We start from the raw sequence: 21,030 nt of genomic DNA on the forward strand, positions 1-21,030 counted from the left end.
CGATTACTGGCACCGTACATGGCCACGTAGTACAGGCGGATTCTATCGAGGGCGATACCGATCTGCGCTGATCGCCCACCATACTTCGGGTATCGACCGCCCGCCCGTTAGCGCGACGGCTCACCGAGATCGGCGAGGAGCTGTTGAACGCGTTCGGCGTCTACCCGGCGGTGTTGGTCTTGGTAGAGTTCCAAGGCCTCGGACCAAGCGGCGCGGGCGCGACTGACCATCCGGAGTGCCTGGTAGGTCTGCCCAACACGATCGAGGACGTCGGCTTCGTAGTATGTGTGCCCGAGGTCGCGATAGCGTTCCAGCGATCGCTCATAGTAGCTCAACGCCGTATGATGATTGCCAACCAGCTGAGCCAAGTATCCGAGGTTATTCAGTACTTCGGTCTCGCCTTGGTTGTCACCATTACTCCGGCACATCGACAGTGCAGCCTCGCAGTACCGCCGTGCGTTATCGTGTTGGCCGAGTCGAGCCGCGTATTGACCCATTGATGTCAGAGCCTGCGCTTCCCATACCGGATGACCCAGTGATTGGAACAGTCGACGAGCCTCGGCGGCATGGGCGAGCGCCTTTTGTTCGTTTCCCATTACCTCCTGTGCTTTCACAAGGAACGTGTGGGTATGCGCCTGGTTCAGAAGATTTCCTGTACGTTTGGCCACTTCCAGCGCATGACTCAGATTCTCAAGAGCGTCATCGTGTCTGCCAACCCGGACGTATGCATGGCCCAACAGGCGATGCGCAATAAACAGGGCATCTGGATCGCTGTCGCGGCGAGCGGCGGTTAATCCAGCGTGCCAGGCGGAAATTCGCTCATTCAGGAGACCCCGTCGATAGCGAAACGTGTCCAGCGCCCAGGTCAATTGCCAAGCGAGACGATGCCATTGATCGCCGGCGAGGCGTTCACTCGCCTCCAGGCAGGCAAACTCGGCGTCAAACCATTCCCAAGCAGCATCCTGGCTCGACGGCAGAGACCAGTTGCTGGAGGTGATCGAAATATCGATTTCAATCGGAGGCCGGCGGGGGTTGATGATCCGATCGGCAACGTGAGCTGTGTGGAGATAGAACTCAAGCAGCCGGTGGAGTGACACCTGTCGCTTGTCCTCAGGCTGAAGACGCTCAGCTTGCTGCACAGCGTAGAGGCGCACCAGGTCGTGCATCTGCCACCGGCCGGGAGTGTGCTGGTGGAGCAACGACTCACGCTCCAGGGCTCTCAGTACGGTGCTGGCTTTCGCTTCCGACAGTCCGAGCAGCGCGCCTGCGGCCGGTAGCGAGATGTCCGGTCCGGGTGCAATTCCCAGCATTTCGAAGGCTTCGGCCTGCTCCGGAGGTAATGCGGCAAACGACCATGACAGCACCGTCGTGATACTAGCCGCATCGCCATCGTCGAGAGCGTCCAGCCGCGCGGCGGCACTTTGGAGTTCTCGCGCTAGCTCCGCCAACGCGAAGGTTGGGTGGGCAGCGGCTCGGCTGGCGACGATGCTCAGGGCGAGGGGGAGACCCGCACAGTAGTTGAGCAATTCAGTGACCGGGCCAGGTTCTGCATCGACCCTTCTCTGCCCGAGTCGTGCGGCGAGAAGTTCGCGCGATTCGGTCGCGTCGAGGACATCCAAGTTCAGTCGCCGCGTGTCCTGTGTCGTAAGAAGTCCCGATAGCTGGTGGCGACTCGTGACCAGCACCGTGCACGCTGGTGTGCCTGGAAGGAGTGAAGCCACTTGGGTGGCATCACGGGCGTTGTCGAACACGATCAACATCGACTTCTGCGCGACGAGACTCCGGTAGAGCCCGATCTGAGTGTCCACATCTACAGGAATCCTGCTGGACTCAACGCCGAACGCATCCAGGAACCCTCGAACCGCGGTCCCGACCGACATTGGTCTCTCCGCAGGGCTGAAACCACGCAGGTCGACAAACAGCTGTCCGTCTGGGAACCGGTCGAGATGCTGATGGGCCCAGTGCAGTACGAGCCAGGTCTTCCCGATACCGCCAGCTCCGGTGACCGCAGACACCACAACCATTGAGCCTGGGGCGTCCAGCACCGCGTCGAGCTGCGTGAACTCGTGACGCCGACCAACGAACGATCCCGGCGCCGAGGGAAGTTGTCGCGGAACCGGTACGGACACCGGAACCCCACCGTATAGGTGGACATCGCCAGAGAGGGCGCCGACCTGCACGACGTGCCCTGACACGGACCCAGCCACGGCGTTATGGATCGACGGACCTGGGGGTGTCCGGCCGTCGGAGCTCGGCGTAGGGTTCTTGCTCATTGACATGGTTCCACATCGAGTTTGGCGCGGACGTAGCTCCTCGCAAGGCTGGCTCGCCGCGAGGTGATCTCGCTAAAGTGTATCTGCGGATCGCCTTTCAATGGAACAGTATCAACGTTCGATCTACGTCCAATCGTGTCGAATTTATCCACGTCGCGCGTATGTGGCACGCATAATCGATGGCAAGGTTCAATCCTATTCGCGAGCATCGCCTGTAGTGACCTTGTCTGACATGCGGCGATGTAGTTCGGGCATTGTCTGAAGAGTTGCGATGAGCGCCTCGCCTGTTGGCTCGGCCACCTCTCGAAATAAGACAAGCTCGTCGCATGACTCATCGGTATATACGCCGATTCCCCATCCGGATTGTTCCCGCCGGTTGTCGGTGAGCGGGCCGAGGCGATCGGTGACGAGAACTGTCCGACCAATAGTTGCTTCTACGACGAGTGCATAGCAGCCACCGCCGGTATCGCAGAGTCTAGCCGAGAACCCGCGCTTGGACAGTAGTTCTTCTACGTCCCGGTACTTGACATCAATTGGTGAAACTTGGCTTCTGCATCCTTGCATACTATCTTGAATCTGTTGCATATCTTTATCTGTTCATCCCACTACATCAGATATAACTCCGCCGGCTAGGAAATGCAAGGTTGGATCGATGTAGTTTATTCATCGTCGACGTTGGAGTGCGCTGAGGTTTGCGTACTCAAGCGTCGGGCTGAAGGGTGATGCCCAGGTGGCTGGCCTCCTTCTGGTGCCAGCGTTCATGCCGAGCGAGCTGCGCGCTCATGGCGGCTCGTTCAACTTCATCGTCATCGAGCTTCGACGCGATCTGATCGAATCCTGTTCGAACTTCCTCTCGCAGGTCGTCAATGTCTGACGCTAGGGATTTTTCCATAGAATCAAGTCGGGTATCGATGTGACTGTATAGTTTCGCGAATTGCCGCTCGAATTCCTTCTTGTCCATATGCATTCTATTGTATGAACAATCGCAATAGAATGCAACGCTTCCTAGTGCGCGAGACAAATGGGGATGTTTGGGTGCGTTCGCCACTGCAGTCGTGCATTCGGTGGACGCTGCGTGCGCAGGCGGGCGGTAGGGATCCGCATCGTCGTCGCACCAGTCAAACCGGGTCCGCCGGACCTGAAAGAGCGCAAGGCTTACCTCCGCTTGGGGAATGGCGACGTCCGGCGGCTGACCTTCTTGCTGATCTTGATTACGGGCGTGATGCCCAAGTCGGTACAAAGCCGTGCCCATGCCTCAATCTTCTGCTTGAGGATGATCGAGTTTGTATCGGCGATGTTCTTGGGTGCAGTCTGCGCTTCGTATCCTAGCCACAGGCAGTAGCGCTGGAACTGGGGTATCCGCTTCACGCCGGCCTTATTCGAAAGCAGGTGTAGCAGATTCGAAGCTTGGTCGCATACGTAACCCAGTTTCTGGGCGGTACCGAACTTCAGAGCGTAAACGGTATCGCCGCGTTGGAGATCCCATGCCTCGATCGAGGTCGAGGACTTCGTTTTGAAGATACTGAAATCCTTGTCGGCATTTATGTAGCCCGCGTCTCGGACGGCCTGTGAAGCGTTGAATCCGGTCTCAGTCATAGAAATCGACTTGAACGAGCTTTCAGTCTCTTCTGTGTCGATTCCGCGCACGACTTCGTCCAGGTAGTCGAGATAGTCCTGGTTGAATTGCATCCACTTGCCGCCGGTGAGAACGACACGTTGAGCATCGACAGTAAAGTCGAGCGATTCCTTCAGTTTTTCAGTCCGGTATGAGCCGTCGTCGCCGATATGCGTGACGTTGATTCGAAGTATCTGGTCGTCAGTCAGGTTATGCTCATTAATGTAGGTGCGCAGCTCCTCTATCGAGGGAGAATCCAGCGTTACTGACGGCTTTCGCGGCGCCTTGATCGAGATGTCGCCGCTTCCTCCAAAGATGAACTCAACGCCGGAGAGCTCAAAGCTATCGCTTGCGAACGCGGTTGTGCTGCCGGGCGACCGAATACCGTCCACCAGTATCCGGTCGAAACGCTCGACCTCCGCAGGCTCTTTGATGACGAGCGTCCGAGGAACCCGGAATCGCTCCGGCTTCCTCATCTCCACGCTCAGCGAACTGAGAAAATGTCCGACATCAAAAACTGTCAACTTGGGAGACAGCTGGGCTGAGGTTCCAAACTTGCCTGACCGGCCGAACAGCGCCTGATAGTCGGGCATGATCTTAGCCTGCACGAAGTCGACCGATTCTCCGCCCTGCACGCTTAGTCGCGAGTTGGCGGCGTAGCTTCGTATTTCCTTTCTCCGAATTCCCTGGAAGCGTTTCGACGCAGTCTGTGTCACGTCGCCTTCGTTCGCAATCCGCTTGGCAACATCAATCCCGAAGTCGTAGTCGCAGAACGGTCTCACGAAAAAATGCGCACTACCGTGGGTTATTGCATAGCACGTCTCGTCCGACTGGAGCATGTACACGCCTGAGAGCCCTGGAGCTGTTGGCACGTCATCTCCGAGGAGCGGGCGATAGAACAAGGTCCACGGGACAGGTTTGTGTGGAACCTTGTGCAGCCACAGCTCGGTGCGCCACCCATCCGCGTTGTCTCGGTGGGCGACCGACATCCTCAACGTCTCCATGTGCCCGCGTAGCAAACCTGCCTCTGTCGGTGGTATCCGAAAGATGTTCAGCCTCATGCCAGTCCCGCCTCACCCCAGAAAACACGCATATGGCCGACAGCGGCACCCCCGTCGACAGCTACCGAAGCTAGCACCAACTCTCCGGCCTGTCACCACCTAAAATAGCTGTCACCTATGGCAACATCTTCTGGTCAGCGAACTGAGACCTGAGGTTCCCCCGCTAATCAGGAGAGCGGATTATCTGGTTCCAGCGGGAACCTGATGATGGTAGCTGGCTTCGTATTCGTCGGGTGATCGCCAGCCAAGCTTCTTCTGGATCCGTTGGGTGTTGTACCAGCCGTCGATGTAGGCGAACAAGGCGTTCTCGGCGTCTTCCCTTGTCCGCCAACTGTTTCGATATACCAACTCGGTCTTCAGGGTGGAGAAGAAATTCTCCATGGGCGCGTTGTCGTAGCTGCCACCGACCGACCCCATCGACTGCGCTATCCCGTTGTCGGCCAACCGGTTAGCGAAGCGGATCGCCGTGTAGGTCGACCCGCGGTCGGAATGATGAACCAGCTGCCCGTCACGAACATCGCGGGTCCAGACCGCGTACTCGAGAGCACCGAGGACCAGCTCGGTGTCACATCGGTCCGAGCACTTCCAGCCCACGATCCGATTCGAGAACGCGTCCCGGACCGCGGCCAGCCAGAACACGCCCTCGCCGCAGACGATGCGGGTGGCATCGGCAACCCACAACCGGTCCGGCTCGCCAGCCGTGAAGTCGCGGTTGACCAGGTCCGGGGCTGGGGTGGCACGCCGATCCTGCCGGGTCGAACCCACCCGCCACTTCTTACGCAGGAACGCGCCCTGCAAACCCGCATCCCGCATCAACCGCTCGACGCGTTTGCGGCCGACCGAGAAACCACGCCGGGCCAGCATCGCGTGAACCCGCGGCGACCCGTAAGTCCCGCCGGAGCTGGTATGGATATCGACGATCTCGGCCAGCAGCTCTTGGTCGGCCAAACGTCGCTGAGACGGCGTCTGCGCCTGCCGCAACCAGCCGTAATAGGTCGAGGACGCGATCCCCAGAACCCGTAATACGAGCTCGACCGGGTGCTGCGGGTGTTCGCTGACGAACGCCACGATCACCGCCGGGTCTGGCCGAGCTCCGAGGCGAAATACGCACTCGCATCACGTAATACGGCGTTGACTCGCTCCAGCTCCGCGACCCGCTTCTTCAGGGCCCGGTTCTCGGCCAGCATGTCGGTCGTCGGCTTGTCGTCTCGCTCGCCGGCATCGGCCTCGGCTTGGCGGATCCACAGCCGCAATGCTTCGTGATGCACACCGAGCTGGGCGGCCAGTTTCCGTATCGTCGGCTTCGGATCGGACTCCCGATACAGCCGTACTGCCCGCGCCTTCAACTCGTCCGGGTACTTCTTCGGTGCTGCCACGAATGACTCCTTCCGGTCCTATCGGACCACAGTCAGAGCCCTCCGAGAAAGCGGGGGAACCTCAGACCCGAGATAGTAGGGTCCGAGTTACCGCACCGCGTCGGCCGACCCCGAGGCGGGAGCTATTGGTAGTTTCTCCGTATTGTCTGCTCGGACTTTTGGTGCTGCCAGGCAAACGATAAGCCCTGGCGAACGTATCGGCGCGCTGCCTCTCGCGCATGACCGACACGTGCGAGCCCAGGTACGCAACGCGCTACGCGTAGTGCATAACAAGAGCGGACGCCACAATGATCCGATTGGGAAGTGCAGAGCGCCCGGGTCTACTGTGGGGGCACCATTCGAAGACGGAGGGAAGAGCATGGCGCGCAAGGTCATTGTCGAGCTGGTCGACGACTTCGACGGCACGTCGAAGGCTGAGGAGACGGTGTCGTTCTCCTTGGATGGGGTCCTGTACGAGATCGACCTGTCCGCCAAGAACGCGCGCAAGCTGCGGGACAGCCTGGAGAAGTGGATTCCCCACGCCCGCAAGGCTGGTCGCGTCAAGAAGGGAACTGTCACTGTGACGGCGGCGCGTACCGCGGCGGATCGTGAGCAGACCCAGGCGATTCGGGACTGGGCGCGTCAAAACGGGTTCGAGGTATCGAGCCGCGGCCGGGTTTCGTCCGAGATTGTCGAGGCGTACAAGAAGGCCACCGCGTAGGTCCAGCTGCGGGGTGGTGTCGCGGCAGCGGAGCGGCTCGACCCTGGGGTCTTCCTTGGCCCTGCCGCGACGTTCCGGCTCACTCCCCAGGGATGTCCTCGCGGAGGCTGATCCCCACGAAGGTCACCAGTACCGCCAGATACTCCAGCGACTCGTTGAAGTGACGGGCCAACAGCTTCCGGGTTAGCCGTTCGGTCTCGATTGTGTCGCCGCTGATCCGGGCGGTGATCAATTCCAGTGACCATCGCTGGAGTTGGGACAGCCGGCTTGCTGCCATCAGGTGGAGCGTCCCTGGGTCGGCCTGGGCCAGCTGGTCGATCCAGTAGAACGCCATCTGGACGAGTTCATCACCGCTGATCGAATCGTCGAGGGCCACGCGGGCCAACGTGGCGCCGACACTGGCCGGGTTTTCAATCGCCTCGTCGAGGATGACGCGGGCGTGACCGCGCCAGGGTTCCTCGGTCATGTTCGTTCCCCCTTGCTGGTTGGTGATCGTCCGACCGGGGTAGTTGTGCAGTCCCGGCTTTTGGGGGGAACCGCTTGGCCGCAGTCGAACTGGCGCCCGCCGTTCATCGTCGTTCGGCGCCGGACCATCGGCATCGACCCGCCACCCTGTGTGTCGATGCCGCCTGCCACTGTACCGATGGGGCGCGAGTTGTTTTGGGCTGCACGGCGGTTGGGCGGACTCTTGGTGGTATCGATCGCGAACGTCGCAGGGATGCCGGCCGCGTACAAACTGCCTGGCCGGGTGGGGATTCTGTGTCGTTGTCGTGTCCCCGGGATCCGGATGAATGCCTGCTACAGTTCGCCAGTGTTTGGTGCGATTCTCGGGCGGCCGAGTGGATCGGTTGACGCGATCCCGCTGTGGCGGTTGTGGCTGCTGGCCGTCTTCGTGGGCGGGTTCGGCTGCGGTCGGTTCTGGCGCCGCGGGGCCGGCCGATCCGCGGTTCTGCCGACTGCCACGATCCAGACGGTGCGGGTTACGCACTTTGCACGGATCCGCCGAAAGGCGGGGCAACCAAGGATCTCCAGGCGAACTCGTCACAGCGGGAATCGTGTTGCTCGGGCGCGCTATTGGGGTCCTGTAGGAATGCTCGCAGCCGCCGCGGTGCTGGCGACTGGCTGCGAAGCCCTGACCGAACTCGACAGGGATGCCAACGCCACGATGCCCAACGTTGTTGGGATGCAGCTGGACGAGGCCCGCAAGACACTTGGACGACTCGATCTCGATGTCCAGGTGCAGGACGATACGGGCGCGAACAGGAATGTGTGGGTGGACAGCAACTGGACGGTCACTCGACAGGAGATTCCCACTGACACCCCGCTTGGCACCACAACCGACGTGACGATCGGCGTGGTGAAACACGGTGAGACCCCGCAGACCCCGGAGCCGCAGCCGACTTCGGCAGCGCCGCCATCGGCTGCACCTCCAGCCGAGCCGGCACCCCAGCCTCCACCGTCCACACCTTCCCCGCTGCGGAACGCGTGCCTTCTGCTCGATGCGTCGGCGCTCCAGGCTGCGCAGATGTCACCGCAGCTGCAAGACGCGCGGACAGCGTGGCGGACGAGCGCGAACGACGTGGACACGCATGCGTGCGCCAATGACCTCGACGAAGTCACCATCCACGTCGACGTGCATCCGGAACCGCAGTCGGCGCGAAGCGACGCTGACTATGCGACCCAGATATCCGACGATCCGTACAACCCGTTCAAGAGCGGCGTGCGGCTGCCGTTCGACGGCTCCCGAGGAGGCGCGAAGCTCATCTCGACGGAACTTGGGATCTCCCGCGTGAGTTGGTCGAATGGGGTGCACTCGGTGCTGCTGGAGATCAACTCGGATCCGGAAGTACCCGGTTTGCCGTCCCGCCATCCGTTCGACACCCTCAACCGGCTCATCGACCAGATCGTTGAGCATGCCGACAGCCTGATCGCCAGCGGCCGTTGGTAGCGACTGACATCGAAACGACGATGGCAGGGGACCGCACGGGGTGCGGGCCCGGGCCGGTCGTCACCGTCGGAACGGCAGCCGCACAGGGGAACGACATACCTCCTTTCGGCGTAGTGGAAGGTTCGTCGTGTGCGTCGTCGAACCGGGCCTCCAGGCCGCATTGAAATACGGCGCCGGGCGAAAATTCCGTGCGATCCGGGGGAGTGCTGCAAAGCTGCCGGACCGCCCGCAGCGAGCGAGTCGGATGGGTACGCTTGGCCGCGAGATCGCTGCGGTGGGCCTGAAGGAGCGGGATGAGTGCGAACCCGGAAAAGCACCTGATCGGCAACAGACAGGGTGACCGCGTGTCGTTGTTCTTCGACGGCCGCGTCAAGGTCTGGTCAACAACTCATCTGTGGACGATCGTCGGTCGGGAGGCGCACAACGCGCTGGGTGAGACCGTCCATATTGGCGTCGGCGACCGGTTGGATGTGGCGGGACCAACGGGCAAGCAGCACAAGCCCGACATCCTGATACCGACGGAGCCTGAGCGCGGCCGCGAGGAAGCGGCCACGATCTGCGCCGACAACGGAACGTTCGTCCAGTTCTTCCACGACGGCAGCATCTCGGTCGGCAACGACGGCAGGGAGTTTGGGCGCTTGCTCAATGCCGGCCGAGAGTTCAACCCGACCCGCGGACACAACGGAGTCGGCGGATCGGTGATGATCTTGTTCGAAGGCAGCTACCGGCCGCGGCAACTTCGGACCTCTGCCTACCCGCTGCTGGCGATTCCCGAGGCGGAACCGCCTCGCCCGTTCCGCCTCTACAAGGACGAGTTCGCCCTGCCCGCACCAGGCTTCGAGTAGCTGGCCTCTGTCCGGCCGCCGGGACGCAGCAGGCTAGTCCGCGGTGGACTCCGGCACCGGCAGCCCGCTCACCAACAGCCCAGCGTCGATCTCCAGCCCGTCCGCGATCTTGATGAGGGTCTCCAGCCGCAGGCTGCGCTGCCCCCGTTCGACCTTGCCGAGCTGTGTCCAGTGGACACCGCACTTCACGGCCGCGGCTTCCTGGCTGAGGCCGATCGTCAACCGCCGGTCACGAACCCGCGCACCGAACTCACGCGTCGTCGCGTTGAGCGGAGGCTTGGCGTCGTCGGGCGAGGTGTGGTTGGGCATGGTTCCCCAACTTCATACGGCCCGTGCACAAACGGCCAGAGCGGTACGTACCCAACCGTATTGACCCCAAGCGTTTTGTACCTTATGTTCAGGGTTTGCACGGCCGGAAACGGCCGGTTTCGCCCCGAAACGGGCCGCTACACGGCCCGCTGGCGGGCGAACGGGCGGCACGGGAGGAGGTGGCCCCATGAGCGGCGGCAACGGCTAGTCGGCGGCGCCTGGGCAACCCCGGGCCAAGACACGGCAAACGGCGGGTATCCGATGGGTACCCGCCGTTTTGGTGCGTCTATGCCAAACTGCTATGACTTGGTACAATGGGGGCAACAAAGCTTATGGACGACACGCTGCACCGACTCATCCGAACCAAGAAGATCCTCGCCGGTCTGGTGCTGTTCATGGTGGGCGCGTCGCTCATGACCTTCGGCCAGATTATCCCGACAGTGCGAGAGTTGGGATGGCTGGCGATCGTGCCGTGGAACGAGCTGGGCGTGCTCCTGGTCGGCGCCGGCCTGCTTGGTATTTGGCTCGACAGCTACTTCGAGCGCGAGAAGCAAGCGGCCGACGACGAACGGTTGGATCGGATGCTGACCAAGCATGCGCCCACGATCAAGGACGCGGTGCTCAAGGGATTTGCCTTCGAGGACAAGGACTTGCGCCGCGTTGCCACGCCTGAACTGCTCGACGACATCATCACCAACAGCCTGGCCATGCGCCTGGGCAACCGGGAGTTCGCCCGCGAGCTGTACACCGACATCCGCGACCAGGCCGTCCGCTCGGTCGAACGCTGGCACGACGTCAAAATATCTGTCCGCTTAAGCATGCTTAAGCGAAGCGCCGAAGGCGCTTCGCCCACCACCGCAGCCGACCCGTCGAGGCTGGTTGTCACCATCCGGCACGAACACACCACGGTGCCGTCCAGCAACGTGCGCCGCTTCGTTTCACTGTCGGACATCGACGAATACCGCGATCTCACGCAAGATCCCGCCTCGACGTTCGCCTGGTACTACCGGCCCGGCAATGGCGTCGACGCCGGCACCACGGAGGCCTTCGAACTGGTGCAGTTCACGGTCGATGGCGACGAACGTCCGATCCGGCGTACCGCCCGCAAGGGTGCCCAGACCTACAGCGTCAACCTCGGCATCCCCGAGGATGAGCGCGACCAGGAGCGGACTATCTCGTACACCTACCGGCTCGTGCCCGCGGCGCACAACAGGCTGCTGCACTTCGACATTGACCAACCATCCCGCGGCGTCGACATCGAGCTCGACTACAGCGACACCGACATTGCCTACGTCAACATGATCGACTTCATCGCGAGCAGCCAGAAGAGCACGGCGATACGAAGCCCAGACACGGTGCCCGGCAAGATGATCGGGCTCCAGTTCGACGGCTGGGTCATGCCGCGGAGCGGGGTGGCGTTTGTGTGGGTGATGAAGGATGAGCTTGACGCTGGTGGCGATACTCGGTTGGTCTAGAGGATGGCGTCGATACTTTCGGCTACAGCCCCAAGGACACGCTCACGGCCGTACATGTCGTGGCGGGTGGCAGCTTCGGTGGGTATCGCCGCAGCGTGCCCGGATTCACCGGCGTAGAGCTGAAATTGAGCCGAACGCTTCGGATGGGGCAACATACCTCGCTCCAGTATTTCACTACCCATCGGGAAATGTTGGAGCCCTGCACCCAGGTTCGGCGAGCAGCGCGGAACCGTATTAATGACTTCGATATGCGGGTGATCTTCCACGACACGTTCCCCGGGCGAACATGGTGGTGCGTGTGGGACAGCTACGACGGCGGCAATGCGGTGGAGAAAATTGCTGTTGATTTCACGCCACCGCGCGAGCTGCATCGATTTCTACCTTATGCGGAGCATACGGTGGTTGGGTTTGAGTGGGAGTGGTAGTGGGCTCCATCCCGACTTTCGCCCATAGACCTCAATACCGCCAGCCCACACCATAACTACGCCCCAGTCTAAGGCTGTCGAAGTCCACCTGCAATTCACCGATGCTGTCGTGCTGAATCATGTCATCTGTCGGGCTCAAGATCGACTACTGCCGCGAGGGGAGGCCGCGAATTCGCCAAATCTCCGCGGGAGTCCTGGGCCCAAAACAGATACGCAGACGGAAGAATTTACATGTGCGCCACGGTGTAACAATATAGTACGGACGGATCGACCGCCGTGGGCCTGCGATGATAATAGCGGTGTAGTCGTGATGCTGACTCAAGCTTATCGGTTCCGGTAGACGCATTCGGAAATCAACGTGCGATCGTCCGACCGTGCGCTTCTCGAGAATTTTTCCGCCGGATGTGACCTCGGCGGACAATTGACGCGGCTCGACCGAGGATGCGGAAACGCTCCACGAGAATACGATCTCATCGAGCTCATCTGCAGTAGCCACAATTCGTCGCGTTTCGATCAGACGGACTGGATCTTCATCCAGGTGGAGGGTGGCAGTCAGCGAGTCGGTGTACCAACCGTCATCTGACGGTGCCTGCGCACCTTGAGCTTCCGTGCCTGCCGTCTCTGCCATCGACTCGGCCAACATGAAGAACGCTTGGTCGATCCGGCGGACGGCGGTGCGTGACTCACGATCGAGACTTGCCGCAAGCTCCTCAACCCGCTGGCGCAAGAACCGGCGATCGGTCTGATTGCTCTCCCTGTCAAGCGCCAGGGCCACGACGGCCGCCCGTCCGAGTGGTTCCGGTAGTCGGGCACACTCCTCGGTGATCTTGAGTGCAAGCTCCATTCGTCCGACCAAGGTCGCACCTCCATGAGGACTTCAGCTGGGCCGTGGGCGCCGACAAAGTTGAGCTATACGGCATGGTTGAGGTGCGGGTGGAGCTGTGCACCGCATCGAGTGTCCTTTGCAAATGCACTTGCCGATGCAATATCAAGTGAACGTACGACAAGGTATCGTCTGCTCCTCCGTAGAATCAACCGGAATATTTGCGGCAGTCGGCAGGGTGAGCTGGGACTTCTCTGCTGTGTCGACGTCGTTGGTTCATAGGGCGGCGACTCATACAAACGTGCGGTAAGCTGCCGTGGACTGGGGATGATCTCTCAAACGTCCGACTACGGGGTCCGGACTACTGGCTCAGTCTATTTCGCTGTGGAAGGGCTGGAACTGTGATCGAACGATGCGGTGTGCGTTCGTCGAACGTGCGGGGGAGTATCCGGCCTGTCTCGGCGCCCAAAAATGGACTCTTTGCGGGGTGAAGCATGGTAGTAGGCTCGCGGGTCCATCCGCTGCTCCTTGATGAGCTTGAGCAACTGTCCGCCAAATATGAAGTGCCAGCTGAGGATGCGCTACTCATAGCATTAAACCTGTACGGAATATCCTCAGACCAGCCACGACATCGGGCTCGGGTGACCGTCCGACTGACTACCAAAATGGAAGTACCGTGGATGGTGATTGTTCCGCTCAATGCCACAGGATCACCGTTCATAATGGTGGATAACGAGTTACGTCTCGGTGCGGAGGTCGTGGGTACCGTCCATCGGATAGATGCCGACGAGGCAGTTGGCGGTTATTTTCGTAATGGCGGCAAGGCGGCGACATTGAATCCGAATGCACGTAGTCGCTGTACGGGATGTGCATTCTGTCCTAACACGCTTGAGGCCGCAGCTGATCCACGGCTTTCTGAAGAACGCCAACTTTCCGAACTGCTGGACGCGATGCGCGAACAGCACCCGCGGGGCGATCTTTCCGAGCTTCAGGAGGTGACTGTCTCGACTGGGTGCTTTGAGCACGAGTCCGCGGCATTGTCGCACTTGGAGAGGCTCCGTCGTGCCCTGTCGGATCATGGCATCGGCGCTCGGATCGGTCTGCTGACATCCGTGCTTAGAAGCGATAACTCGTTTCGGAAATTGGCTACTGACGTCGCGCCGTTCGTTCTGCGGCTGACGATCGAGTGCTTCACTCGGCGCAACCTCTTGCTGAAGGCTAGCAAGGCAGACCTCACGCCAGCCGAGATACCGGATGTCCTGTGTCGCGCTCAGGGGCATGGCCTGGACACATCGTTTACATACATCTGCGGTTTGGATCACCTGACCGATCTGCGGTTAGGACTTGCACCCCTCGCCCAGTACGTCACAGAATTCCCCAACTTCCAAGTTTACCAAGCGCATAACGCCATCATGGCCGGACTTCGGGCGCCGGCCGCATCCGAGATCGAATACTACCTGCAGGCGCGGATGGAGATCGAGCGGATATTTGGAGACACAAACTTGCGACCTCAAGCGTGGGAAGGCTACCGCCCGTTGTGGTATTTCTCATTCGGCGGTGAACGGCTGGTACCTTAGAGATGGTTGACTTGAGAGACTGTGCTGATGCCCTGTGGCGGGCGATCGTGTATGTCTCCGTCGTTCAGCTACATTTGAATGACAACGTATTATTGACGCGTCCGCTGCGGTCGGGTGACATCAAGACTTGGCCCACAGGTCACTGGGGCACCGTGCCAGGTACCGCGTGGCTGTTGGCGCATATCGGATTGCACGCCGGGGAGGATTCTTCCGTACGCCTCGTGCCCCTACTCGGTGCCGGGCACACCGGGGTAGCCCAGTTGGCATTGAGTTGGCTGACCGGCGACTTGAGGCGACATATCCCCGACTATAGCCTCAATGAGAAGGGGCTGGCCGCGCTTGCTCAATCATTCCCCAATGTCCCGCGTTTTGGTTCCGAAGTCCATCCGGACCTTCCAGCTGGTGACTTTCTCGGCGGTTGCCTCGGCGGTGCGTTGGCATTCGCATGTGGAGCTGCACTCCACAACGATCAGGTGATCGTGCCAATCATCGGTGATGGAGAATGCGAGACACCGACCATGGCGGCGTCCTGGTTGGCGGCACGCGAGTTAGAAAACGCGAAAGTGCTACCGATCATCCATCTCAATGAGTTTCGAATGGGAAGCCGTTCGATCCTGGGAAGAATGAGCAATGACGAGGTCAGGCGGTATTTCGAGGCGCTGGGCTGGGGTTGTCGGATATTCACCGTTCACGCTGCCGATGGCTCTGAGCACGATGCGTTCCATCACCTTCTCCGAAGAGCAACGGCCGAAACTGTAGGTGGCCAACGTTGCTGCCTGGTGTTGCGGTGTGAGAAAGGTTGGGGTGGACCCGTCGTCGTGGATGGGGTGCGGTATCTCGGGACAGCCAAATTGCACAAGACGCCGTTGACGTCCGCGGCGACGTCGGCCGACCAGCGTGCCCAGCTGCAGGAGTGGTTGTTCTCGTACCGGCCGCGCTTGCTATTTGATGAGCACGGTTGCCCGACTGGCGCTCTCAAGGCTGCGCTGGAGCTGATACGGATCGACAATAGCTCTGCCCCGCCGCGGGATCGAAGCTTTGCGAGAGAGCCACTTGGTCCAAAACGTGCCAGTTCGGATTTCACCGATGTCGTCACCTCCGTGCTCGGAGCCCACGGCGCGCGCGGCGACTTCCGCGTCTTCAGCCCCGACGAGATGCAATCGAACCGGCTCGGGCAGCTGGCCGGTGCCTCATGGGTGTCCGAGGTGTTGGCCGAGGAAGTCCTTTTCGGATGGCTGGCGGGCTGGACCTCAAGTGGCAGGCGCGGTCTGCTGGTCTCCTACGAGGCATTCTCGACTCTGCTGACAGCCGGGCTGGTTTCGCATTTGAAGCAACGCCGCCTCCGTACATCGGAGCTCCCGAGCTTGAATCTATTGCTGACGTCATATGGATGGCACAACGTATACACCCATGGTGACCCCTCCCTGATCACGACGCTGGTGGGTATAGCAGATCCGGCTGTGCGCATGTACGTGCCCGCCGACCCGATGCGACTGGGAGCTGTTCTCGAGCAGAGCCTTGATTCTACGAACCGGGTGAATGTCATTGTGGCGGGCAAGCATTCACGGGCAACGCTTCCCTCGCAGTCCATGATATCGGAGCTGTCACGTGGCCTGTCCGTCTGGGAGCATCTCAGTGACTCGTCTGAACCAGACGTGACCATCCTCTGCGCCGGAGATATCCCCGCTACCGCTGTCGGCGCGGCAATCCCGCTGCTCAGGCGGAAGCGCGTCGGCAGTGTTCGGGTTGTGGGTGTCGCCGATCTGACAGTGCTTGGTGACCCAGCCGACTGGCCGCGCGGACTGCGCCCTGATGAATGGGGCGAATACGTCGGCCGGAGCGCCGCGGTGCTGGTAGTGACTCTAGGACATCCGGCTGCGATATGGGGCCTGCTGGCGGGACGCATTCGCCAGCCCGTCCGGGTGATCGGATGGCGCGAACCACCGGCGCCGATATCGCAACAAAGATTAGCCATCGCTGCTGGCCTAGATGCGTCTGGCATTGTGCAGGCGGTTATCGAGCTTGCAAGAGAGCGGGAAAGAACCGCATGACGGCGACCGTCACGATTGAGAAAATCGAGGTACTGGACCTTAGTGACGAGGTCGAGGACGGCGATGCCGGCTTCTTTGTCGGAGTGTATGCCGCTGGGCACTCTGGCTGGTATGGGCCGGTCCACGCCGACCACGTCAGCTACATCGAACGGTATCTCATGCATCGGCTGATCGGCTGCTCACCATTCGAGCACCAGAAGGCGGTTGAAGTCCTTCGCGGACATCCGAGTCCGGTTGTAGACCAACGCTGTCGCTCCTGGGCCATAGGAACGCTCGACTGCGCAATATGGGATCTGCATGGGAAATTGCTGAGTATGCCGGTCGTAGACCTGCTTACAAGCCACCGAATCACCGTCGTACCAGCTTATGGATCTTGGCTTCGATTCGATCTCGCCTCAGCGGACGCGTTATCGACAGTCGAGGCGGTCTCTGCGGACGGATGGGCGTTCACTAAATGGGGATTAAGAAGCGAACTGGGCGACGCGGCCCGGCTCGCGAAGCTGGCAATTCAGGTATCGCAGTCCGCAGTGAATCAAGTCGCCTTCGACGCGCTACAAACGTGGGACCTGGACCTTGCAATGGAGTTTTGTCATTTGGTCCGTCGGCTACCGATAGTCTGGATTGAGGACCCTCTCCCATACGAATGCATCACGAGCTACAGGCGAATTGCTGAATGCGGTGTCCCGCTTAGCGTTGGGGAGTATTTCACCATTGACGATAAAAGGATCGATCAGTTCGATATCGCACAATTGCGTGCCCTAACTATCGACGTTGTGGGCTTTGGTGGGATCACGTGCGTGCTAGGCCTCATGCTGCTGGCACGTCAGCTGGGGGTAATGATCTCACCGCATGGTCGCTCACTAATGCCTGCAATTCATCTGGCCGCCGCATATAGTGACGTCTTCCAGTCAGTTGAATACCAGCTGCAGTGGGAGCCGCGACGGCAGCGCCTGTATGCCGAGGGATGCCTCCCTATGCACGGTGAGCTCCATGTGCCTTCGACGAGCGGATTGGGGACGACACCAAGGAGGCCTGATGCCCGCAATTGCCATTAGCCTGCCTGTCGCCGGTCGATTTAAAGGCGATCACTTCATCCTGTCGGAGCGGCTCGTCGGATATGATACATTTCTTTCTGGAGTGCTGGAGATCAACGGTATTAAACGATCAGTCCGTATCCTAACGTTTGATGATATCACCGTGCTCAGAGTGGCAGAGGGTCGCGCCTTGTCCGACGGGGCCCATGAATCCGGAATCCTACATATTCCACATGGCCTACGTTCTCGTCAGATAGCTTTTGAGCTGCAAGCAGCGGCGTCGGCTCGTCGACGGGATTTGACAGTCCTCGACGATGCGGAGCTCCAATATGCACTCACGTTTCTTTCCGAGGCGGTGAAACCGGAAATCCGAGAAGCTCGTGTGGATGCTATAGTCAGCGCGTTGCCGCCTGTGCCGCAGATAGATGGAAGAAGCCCCATCGTCATCAGTTTCGACGTCGGGGGAACGTTGGGGTCAAGCTCGGCGCCGAGTGTGCCATCTCGGCTTCGATCAGCTTCCCAACGCTCGCCCGACGAGACTCGAGATATTATACGGGAGCAGCTATATGCGCTGCCTGAAGTCTCAAGTGCAACAATGGCGGAAATTTGCGAAATGCTGGGAATTGAATCGGCTCTGTCGATTGATCGCGGAGAAGATGAATTCGTTCCGGATCGGCATGCTATCGACGTTGTTCGAGAACTTAGTTATTATGGAACGGTGATTACAATATCGAATGTTTCCGCCGTTGATTTAGACATGAAGCAACTCCGCTTATTGTTCGAACCTTGGGTGACGGATTTCTTTCCCTCGTGTCGCACGGGATGCGTAAAGCCGGATAGGCGCGCTTTTGACTTCGCTTGCAATGCTGTGGGTGCTTCTGTAGAGGCAATGATCCACGTCGGGGACAGTTGGCAATGTGATGTCAAAGGCGCTTTGGCGGCTGGGGCCCGTCCAATCTGGATTTCTCGCGGTCGACCGATGCCGGAGGAGATGGAGGACGGTACTGTGATGGTCGCCACTGATCTTCGCCAGGTAGTCCCGCTCATCCAACGCATGGTAGGGAGCCGTATATGAGTATGTTCACGGGAACCGTTGAGTACTACCGGAAGTACCGGCCAGGTATCCCCGAGTCTGTGGCAGTGTTGCTCGATCAGGCGGTCCCCCAACGGAAGCCCCGCCGGTTGTTGGACGTCGGCACCGGTACTGGTCTGGTTGTCGAGGCTCTCCTGGGGCGATTCGACGACATCATTGCCATCGACAATGACCCCGACATGCTGGCCGCTGCTGAAGCGGCGCTGCGGCCCCAACTGCCAGTCGGCACAACGCTCGCCCTGTCGGCCATCGAAGCCGAAGACTTCATGCCGCCGGATGACTGGAAGGCTGATCTCGTAACCATCTGTAGGGCCTTCCACTGGATCGACCAAGAGGTGATGCTCCAGCGCCTGGACAGCCAGGTGGCGCCTGATGGCGCGGTCGCCATCTTCGGTGACAGTAGCTTCTGGGCAGCCGGCAGTCCTTGGAAGAGCGCAGTCCGCTCGGTGGTCAAGGACTTCCTGGGAGACGAACGCCGTGCTGGTGACGGCACGTTCAAGCATCATGATCGGCCGTACAGCGAAATCATGAGGGAATCGCCGTTCAGTCATGTTGAGGAGTTCACGGTTCCGGTTCACCGGACATGGTCAGCAGAGAGCATTCTCGGATATCTCTACTCAACATCGTTTGCTGCTCCGCACTTGTTCGGTGGTCGGCTGAGCGAGTTTGAGCAGGCCGTTCGGCAACAGCTCGCGAAATTCAGTAGCGACGACAGCTTCCCAGAAGACAATGAGTTCGTGATCCGCATAGGCCGAAGGACTCCACCGCGATGACGGGACGCAACTTCGGTCAGCTGACAGCACTGGAGACGTCCCGCTTAACGCCGGAGTCTATCTTGTGCTTGCCGATAGGCTCGTTCGAGCAGCACGGCCCGCATCTGCCGCTGCATACTGACGCTGTCATCGCCGAGCAGTTTTCGGCGCGGATCGTCGAACGTTACGGCGATGACTTTGATCTGTGGCAACTGCCAACTCTGCCATATGGTTTGTCCCTTGAACACTCGTGGTCTGCTGGCACGATATCGTTGACAACTAACACCCTTAGCACACTCTTGAGGGCAGTCGTCGCCGCATATACGCGATCGGTACCGGCACGGAATCTATTGATCGTCAACGGACATGGCGGAAACCGCGGCATCTTAGAAGCCGTACTGTACGAGCTGCGTCGAGACTGCGGGGTCAATGCTTGCGTTCTGCACCCGAGTTCTCTGTCCACCGCAAAGATCCAAACCTCGTTGCCAGAAATTCACGCTGGCATGCGCGAGACCAGCGTTATGCTCGCGCTGTCGCCAGCGGACGTTCACATCGATCGCATCCCGGAGTCCTTCACCGAAGCTGATCTGCGTCGCGAGTCGATCCGCGACTACATCCTCGACCGCGGTGTCACCTGGCCATGGACATCGAGGGATGCCGAGATCTCCAGCCTCGGCATCATGGGTAGCGATCCGCGCGGTGCCACGTCCGAGATCGGCGAGGCCATCATTGAAAGCGCGTTGAATTACTGTCCGCCGGTATTGGAACGACTCTTGAAACAAGAAGAATTCAGATCAACCTAGGGCAGGCAAGAAACAGTGCTTACGACCGAGGATCGCGCATCATTCGCTACTGATGGCGTCTTAATTAAGAGAGATTTGATCGCGTGCGACCGGATCGAGTCCGCACGGTCGCTGATCAACGACTGGCTCGTAACCGGTATGGACCTCAATCACCTGGCAGGCTATACCCAACGGACGTTCGCTCCGGAACTTGGAAGCCATCCAATTCTTCTCGACCTGTACTACACCCGTGAAGTTGCCGGTGCCGTACGAGAGTTGGTAGGTGAGCCGTGTCCCGTGAAGACGGCCCAGATTCAGATCCGATTACCGCAGAACCAATTACACAAACCGCAGCCGACCAAGGCGATGCACGTCGACGGGGTGGCTTGTCCTCATCTCGACCCGAACGAGCTTCGAACGTTCTCGCTTCTTGTCGGAGTGGTGTTGTCCGATATCGGGAGCCCGAGTGGTGGCGCCCTCCACTACCAGCCTGGTGGCCACCTGCGAATGTCGGAGTGGTTTCGTGATGAATGGGCGCTCGGGTTGACTCATCAAACACCGCCGGATGTCGACTCGGAAAAGGGCATTCCATTCTTGGGCAAACCCGGTGATGTGCTACTAATGCATCACCTGGTTCCACATGCGGTCGGTGCGAACATAACGAGCACGCCGCGGACTATGGTGTACTTCCGCGTCTCGCATGTCGACCACCAGTCGAGGCGTCTGGCCGCACTGAAAGACCCATGGCTGGACTTTCCTGCATTGGTTGCATCTAGGCAAGGGCGCTAGCTGAACCTTGTGAACCTCTCATCTGTGCCCCTGCGGCAAACCTCCCTTGGGTTGGTAGCTCCGTTGGTCCGCGGCCGGACTGTCTTACTCGTTGGCGCGGCA

20 protein-coding genes are annotated in these 21,030 nt (G+C 60.0%); 12 read left to right on the top strand and 8 right to left on the bottom strand.

Features of this window, described 5'->3' with window-relative positions; all coding sequences use genetic code 11:
* Nucleotides 1-107: 107 nt before the first annotated feature.
* The 5 genes from OHB21_RS20025 to OHB21_RS20045 all read right to left on the bottom strand — a co-directional run bounded on the left by OHB21_RS20025 (nt 108) and on the right by OHB21_RS20045 (nt 6,325).
* Nucleotides 108-2,129, bottom strand: coding sequence for an ATP-binding protein (locus tag OHB21_RS20025; RefSeq protein ID WP_170160835.1), 2,022 nt, complete (start codon nt 2,127-2,129; stop codon nt 108-110).
* Between the two features lie 844 nt (nt 2,130-2,973).
* The gene (locus tag OHB21_RS20030; protein WP_147266045.1) at nt 2,974-3,234 is read right to left on the bottom strand and encodes a hypothetical protein; all 261 of its coding nucleotides are present in this window, start codon (nt 3,232-3,234) and stop codon (nt 2,974-2,976) included.
* Between the two features lie 194 nt (nt 3,235-3,428).
* A complete protein-coding gene (locus OHB21_RS20035; protein WP_170160860.1) occupies nt 3,429-4,877 on the bottom strand; it encodes a DUF6119 family protein in 1,449 nt (482 codons plus the stop codon).
* Between the two features lie 252 nt (nt 4,878-5,129).
* Entirely contained in the window at nt 5,130-6,017 is an 888-nt protein-coding gene (locus tag OHB21_RS20040) for an IS3 family transposase (RefSeq protein WP_067514723.1), read from the bottom strand.
* Between the two features lie 2 nt (nt 6,018-6,019).
* The gene (locus OHB21_RS20045; protein ID WP_040723173.1) at nt 6,020-6,325 is read right to left on the bottom strand and encodes a transposase; all 306 of its coding nucleotides are present in this window, start codon (nt 6,323-6,325) and stop codon (nt 6,020-6,022) included.
* A 358-nt stretch (nt 6,326-6,683) separates the two neighbouring features.
* Between OHB21_RS20045 and OHB21_RS20050 the strand changes: the two genes are divergently transcribed.
* Entirely contained in the window at nt 6,684-7,025 is a 342-nt protein-coding gene (locus OHB21_RS20050) for a histone-like nucleoid-structuring protein Lsr2 (protein ID WP_067514711.1), read from the top strand.
* Between the two features lie 79 nt (nt 7,026-7,104).
* On the opposite strand, the gene OHB21_RS20055 is transcribed toward OHB21_RS20050, so the two are convergent.
* The gene (locus OHB21_RS20055; protein WP_067514713.1) at nt 7,105-7,491 is read right to left on the bottom strand and encodes a hypothetical protein; all 387 of its coding nucleotides are present in this window, start codon (nt 7,489-7,491) and stop codon (nt 7,105-7,107) included.
* Between the two features lie 624 nt (nt 7,492-8,115).
* Between OHB21_RS20055 and OHB21_RS20060 the strand changes: the two genes are divergently transcribed.
* Together OHB21_RS20060 and OHB21_RS20065 are read left to right on the top strand one after the other, a co-directional pair.
* Nucleotides 8,116-8,973, top strand: coding sequence for a PASTA domain-containing protein (locus OHB21_RS20060; protein ID WP_170160859.1), 858 nt, complete (start codon nt 8,116-8,118; stop codon nt 8,971-8,973).
* 293 nt (nt 8,974-9,266) lie between these two features.
* Complete coding sequence (locus OHB21_RS20065) at nt 9,267-9,818, top strand: hypothetical protein (protein WP_067514717.1); 552 nt, start codon at nt 9,267-9,269, stop codon at nt 9,816-9,818.
* A gap of 33 nt (nt 9,819-9,851) precedes the next feature.
* On the opposite strand, the gene OHB21_RS20070 is transcribed toward OHB21_RS20065, so the two are convergent.
* Nucleotides 9,852-10,127, bottom strand: coding sequence for a helix-turn-helix domain-containing protein (locus OHB21_RS20070; protein WP_067514719.1), 276 nt, complete (start codon nt 10,125-10,127; stop codon nt 9,852-9,854).
* Between the two features lie 332 nt (nt 10,128-10,459).
* Here OHB21_RS20070 and OHB21_RS20075 point away from each other — a divergent pair, with 332 nt between their 5' ends.
* Together OHB21_RS20075 and OHB21_RS20080 are read left to right on the top strand one after the other, a co-directional pair.
* Nucleotides 10,460-11,602: a hypothetical protein gene (locus tag OHB21_RS20075; protein ID WP_067514721.1), complete on the top strand. Its 1,143-nt coding sequence runs from the start codon at nt 10,460-10,462 to the stop codon at nt 11,600-11,602.
* 95 nt (nt 11,603-11,697) lie between these two features.
* Complete coding sequence (locus OHB21_RS20080; protein WP_157115918.1) at nt 11,698-12,027, top strand: hypothetical protein; 330 nt, start codon at nt 11,698-11,700, stop codon at nt 12,025-12,027.
* 145 nt (nt 12,028-12,172) lie between these two features.
* Here OHB21_RS20080 and OHB21_RS20085 read toward each other — a convergent pair whose 3' ends face one another.
* Entirely contained in the window at nt 12,173-12,871 is a 699-nt protein-coding gene (locus tag OHB21_RS20085; protein WP_147265882.1) for a hypothetical protein, read from the bottom strand.
* 659 nt (nt 12,872-13,530) lie between these two features.
* Between OHB21_RS20085 and OHB21_RS20090 the strand changes: the two genes are divergently transcribed.
* From OHB21_RS20090 to OHB21_RS20120, 7 genes are read left to right on the top strand one after another with little or no spacing between them, the layout of a single operon-like run.
* Complete coding sequence (locus OHB21_RS20090; protein WP_198161853.1) at nt 13,531-14,427, top strand: radical SAM protein; 897 nt, start codon at nt 13,531-13,533, stop codon at nt 14,425-14,427.
* Nucleotides 14,428-14,429: 2 nt separating this feature from the next.
* On the top strand, nt 14,430-16,478 hold the full coding sequence (locus OHB21_RS20095; protein WP_084538020.1) for a phosphoketolase family protein: 2,049 nt from the start codon (nt 14,430-14,432) through the stop codon (nt 16,476-16,478).
* On the top strand, nt 16,475-17,533 hold the full coding sequence (locus tag OHB21_RS20100) for an enolase C-terminal domain-like protein (RefSeq protein WP_170160790.1): 1,059 nt from the start codon (nt 16,475-16,477) through the stop codon (nt 17,531-17,533). The genes OHB21_RS20095 and OHB21_RS20100 overlap by 4 nt, the downstream gene beginning before the upstream one ends.
* Nucleotides 17,514-18,587 carry an HAD family hydrolase gene (locus OHB21_RS20105; protein WP_170160789.1) on the top strand — a complete coding sequence of 358 codons (1,074 nt, stop codon included), beginning with the start codon at nt 17,514-17,516 and terminating at the stop codon, nt 18,585-18,587. The genes OHB21_RS20100 and OHB21_RS20105 overlap by 20 nt, the downstream gene beginning before the upstream one ends.
* Nucleotides 18,584-19,378, top strand: coding sequence for a class I SAM-dependent methyltransferase (locus OHB21_RS20110; protein ID WP_067512459.1), 795 nt, complete (start codon nt 18,584-18,586; stop codon nt 19,376-19,378). Before OHB21_RS20105 ends, OHB21_RS20110 begins: the two co-directional genes overlap by 4 nt.
* On the top strand, nt 19,375-20,160 hold the full coding sequence (locus OHB21_RS20115; RefSeq protein ID WP_084538017.1) for a creatininase family protein: 786 nt from the start codon (nt 19,375-19,377) through the stop codon (nt 20,158-20,160). The genes OHB21_RS20110 and OHB21_RS20115 overlap by 4 nt, the downstream gene beginning before the upstream one ends.
* Before the next feature lie 15 nt (nt 20,161-20,175).
* The gene (locus OHB21_RS20120) at nt 20,176-20,928 is read left to right on the top strand and encodes a phytanoyl-CoA dioxygenase family protein (protein WP_084538016.1); all 753 of its coding nucleotides are present in this window, start codon (nt 20,176-20,178) and stop codon (nt 20,926-20,928) included.
* Nucleotides 20,929-21,030: the final 102 nt, after the last annotated feature.

This window comes from Nocardia puris, assembly GCF_036051655.1.
GTDB classification, from domain to species: Bacteria; Actinomycetota; Actinomycetes; order Mycobacteriales; family Mycobacteriaceae; genus Nocardia; species Nocardia puris.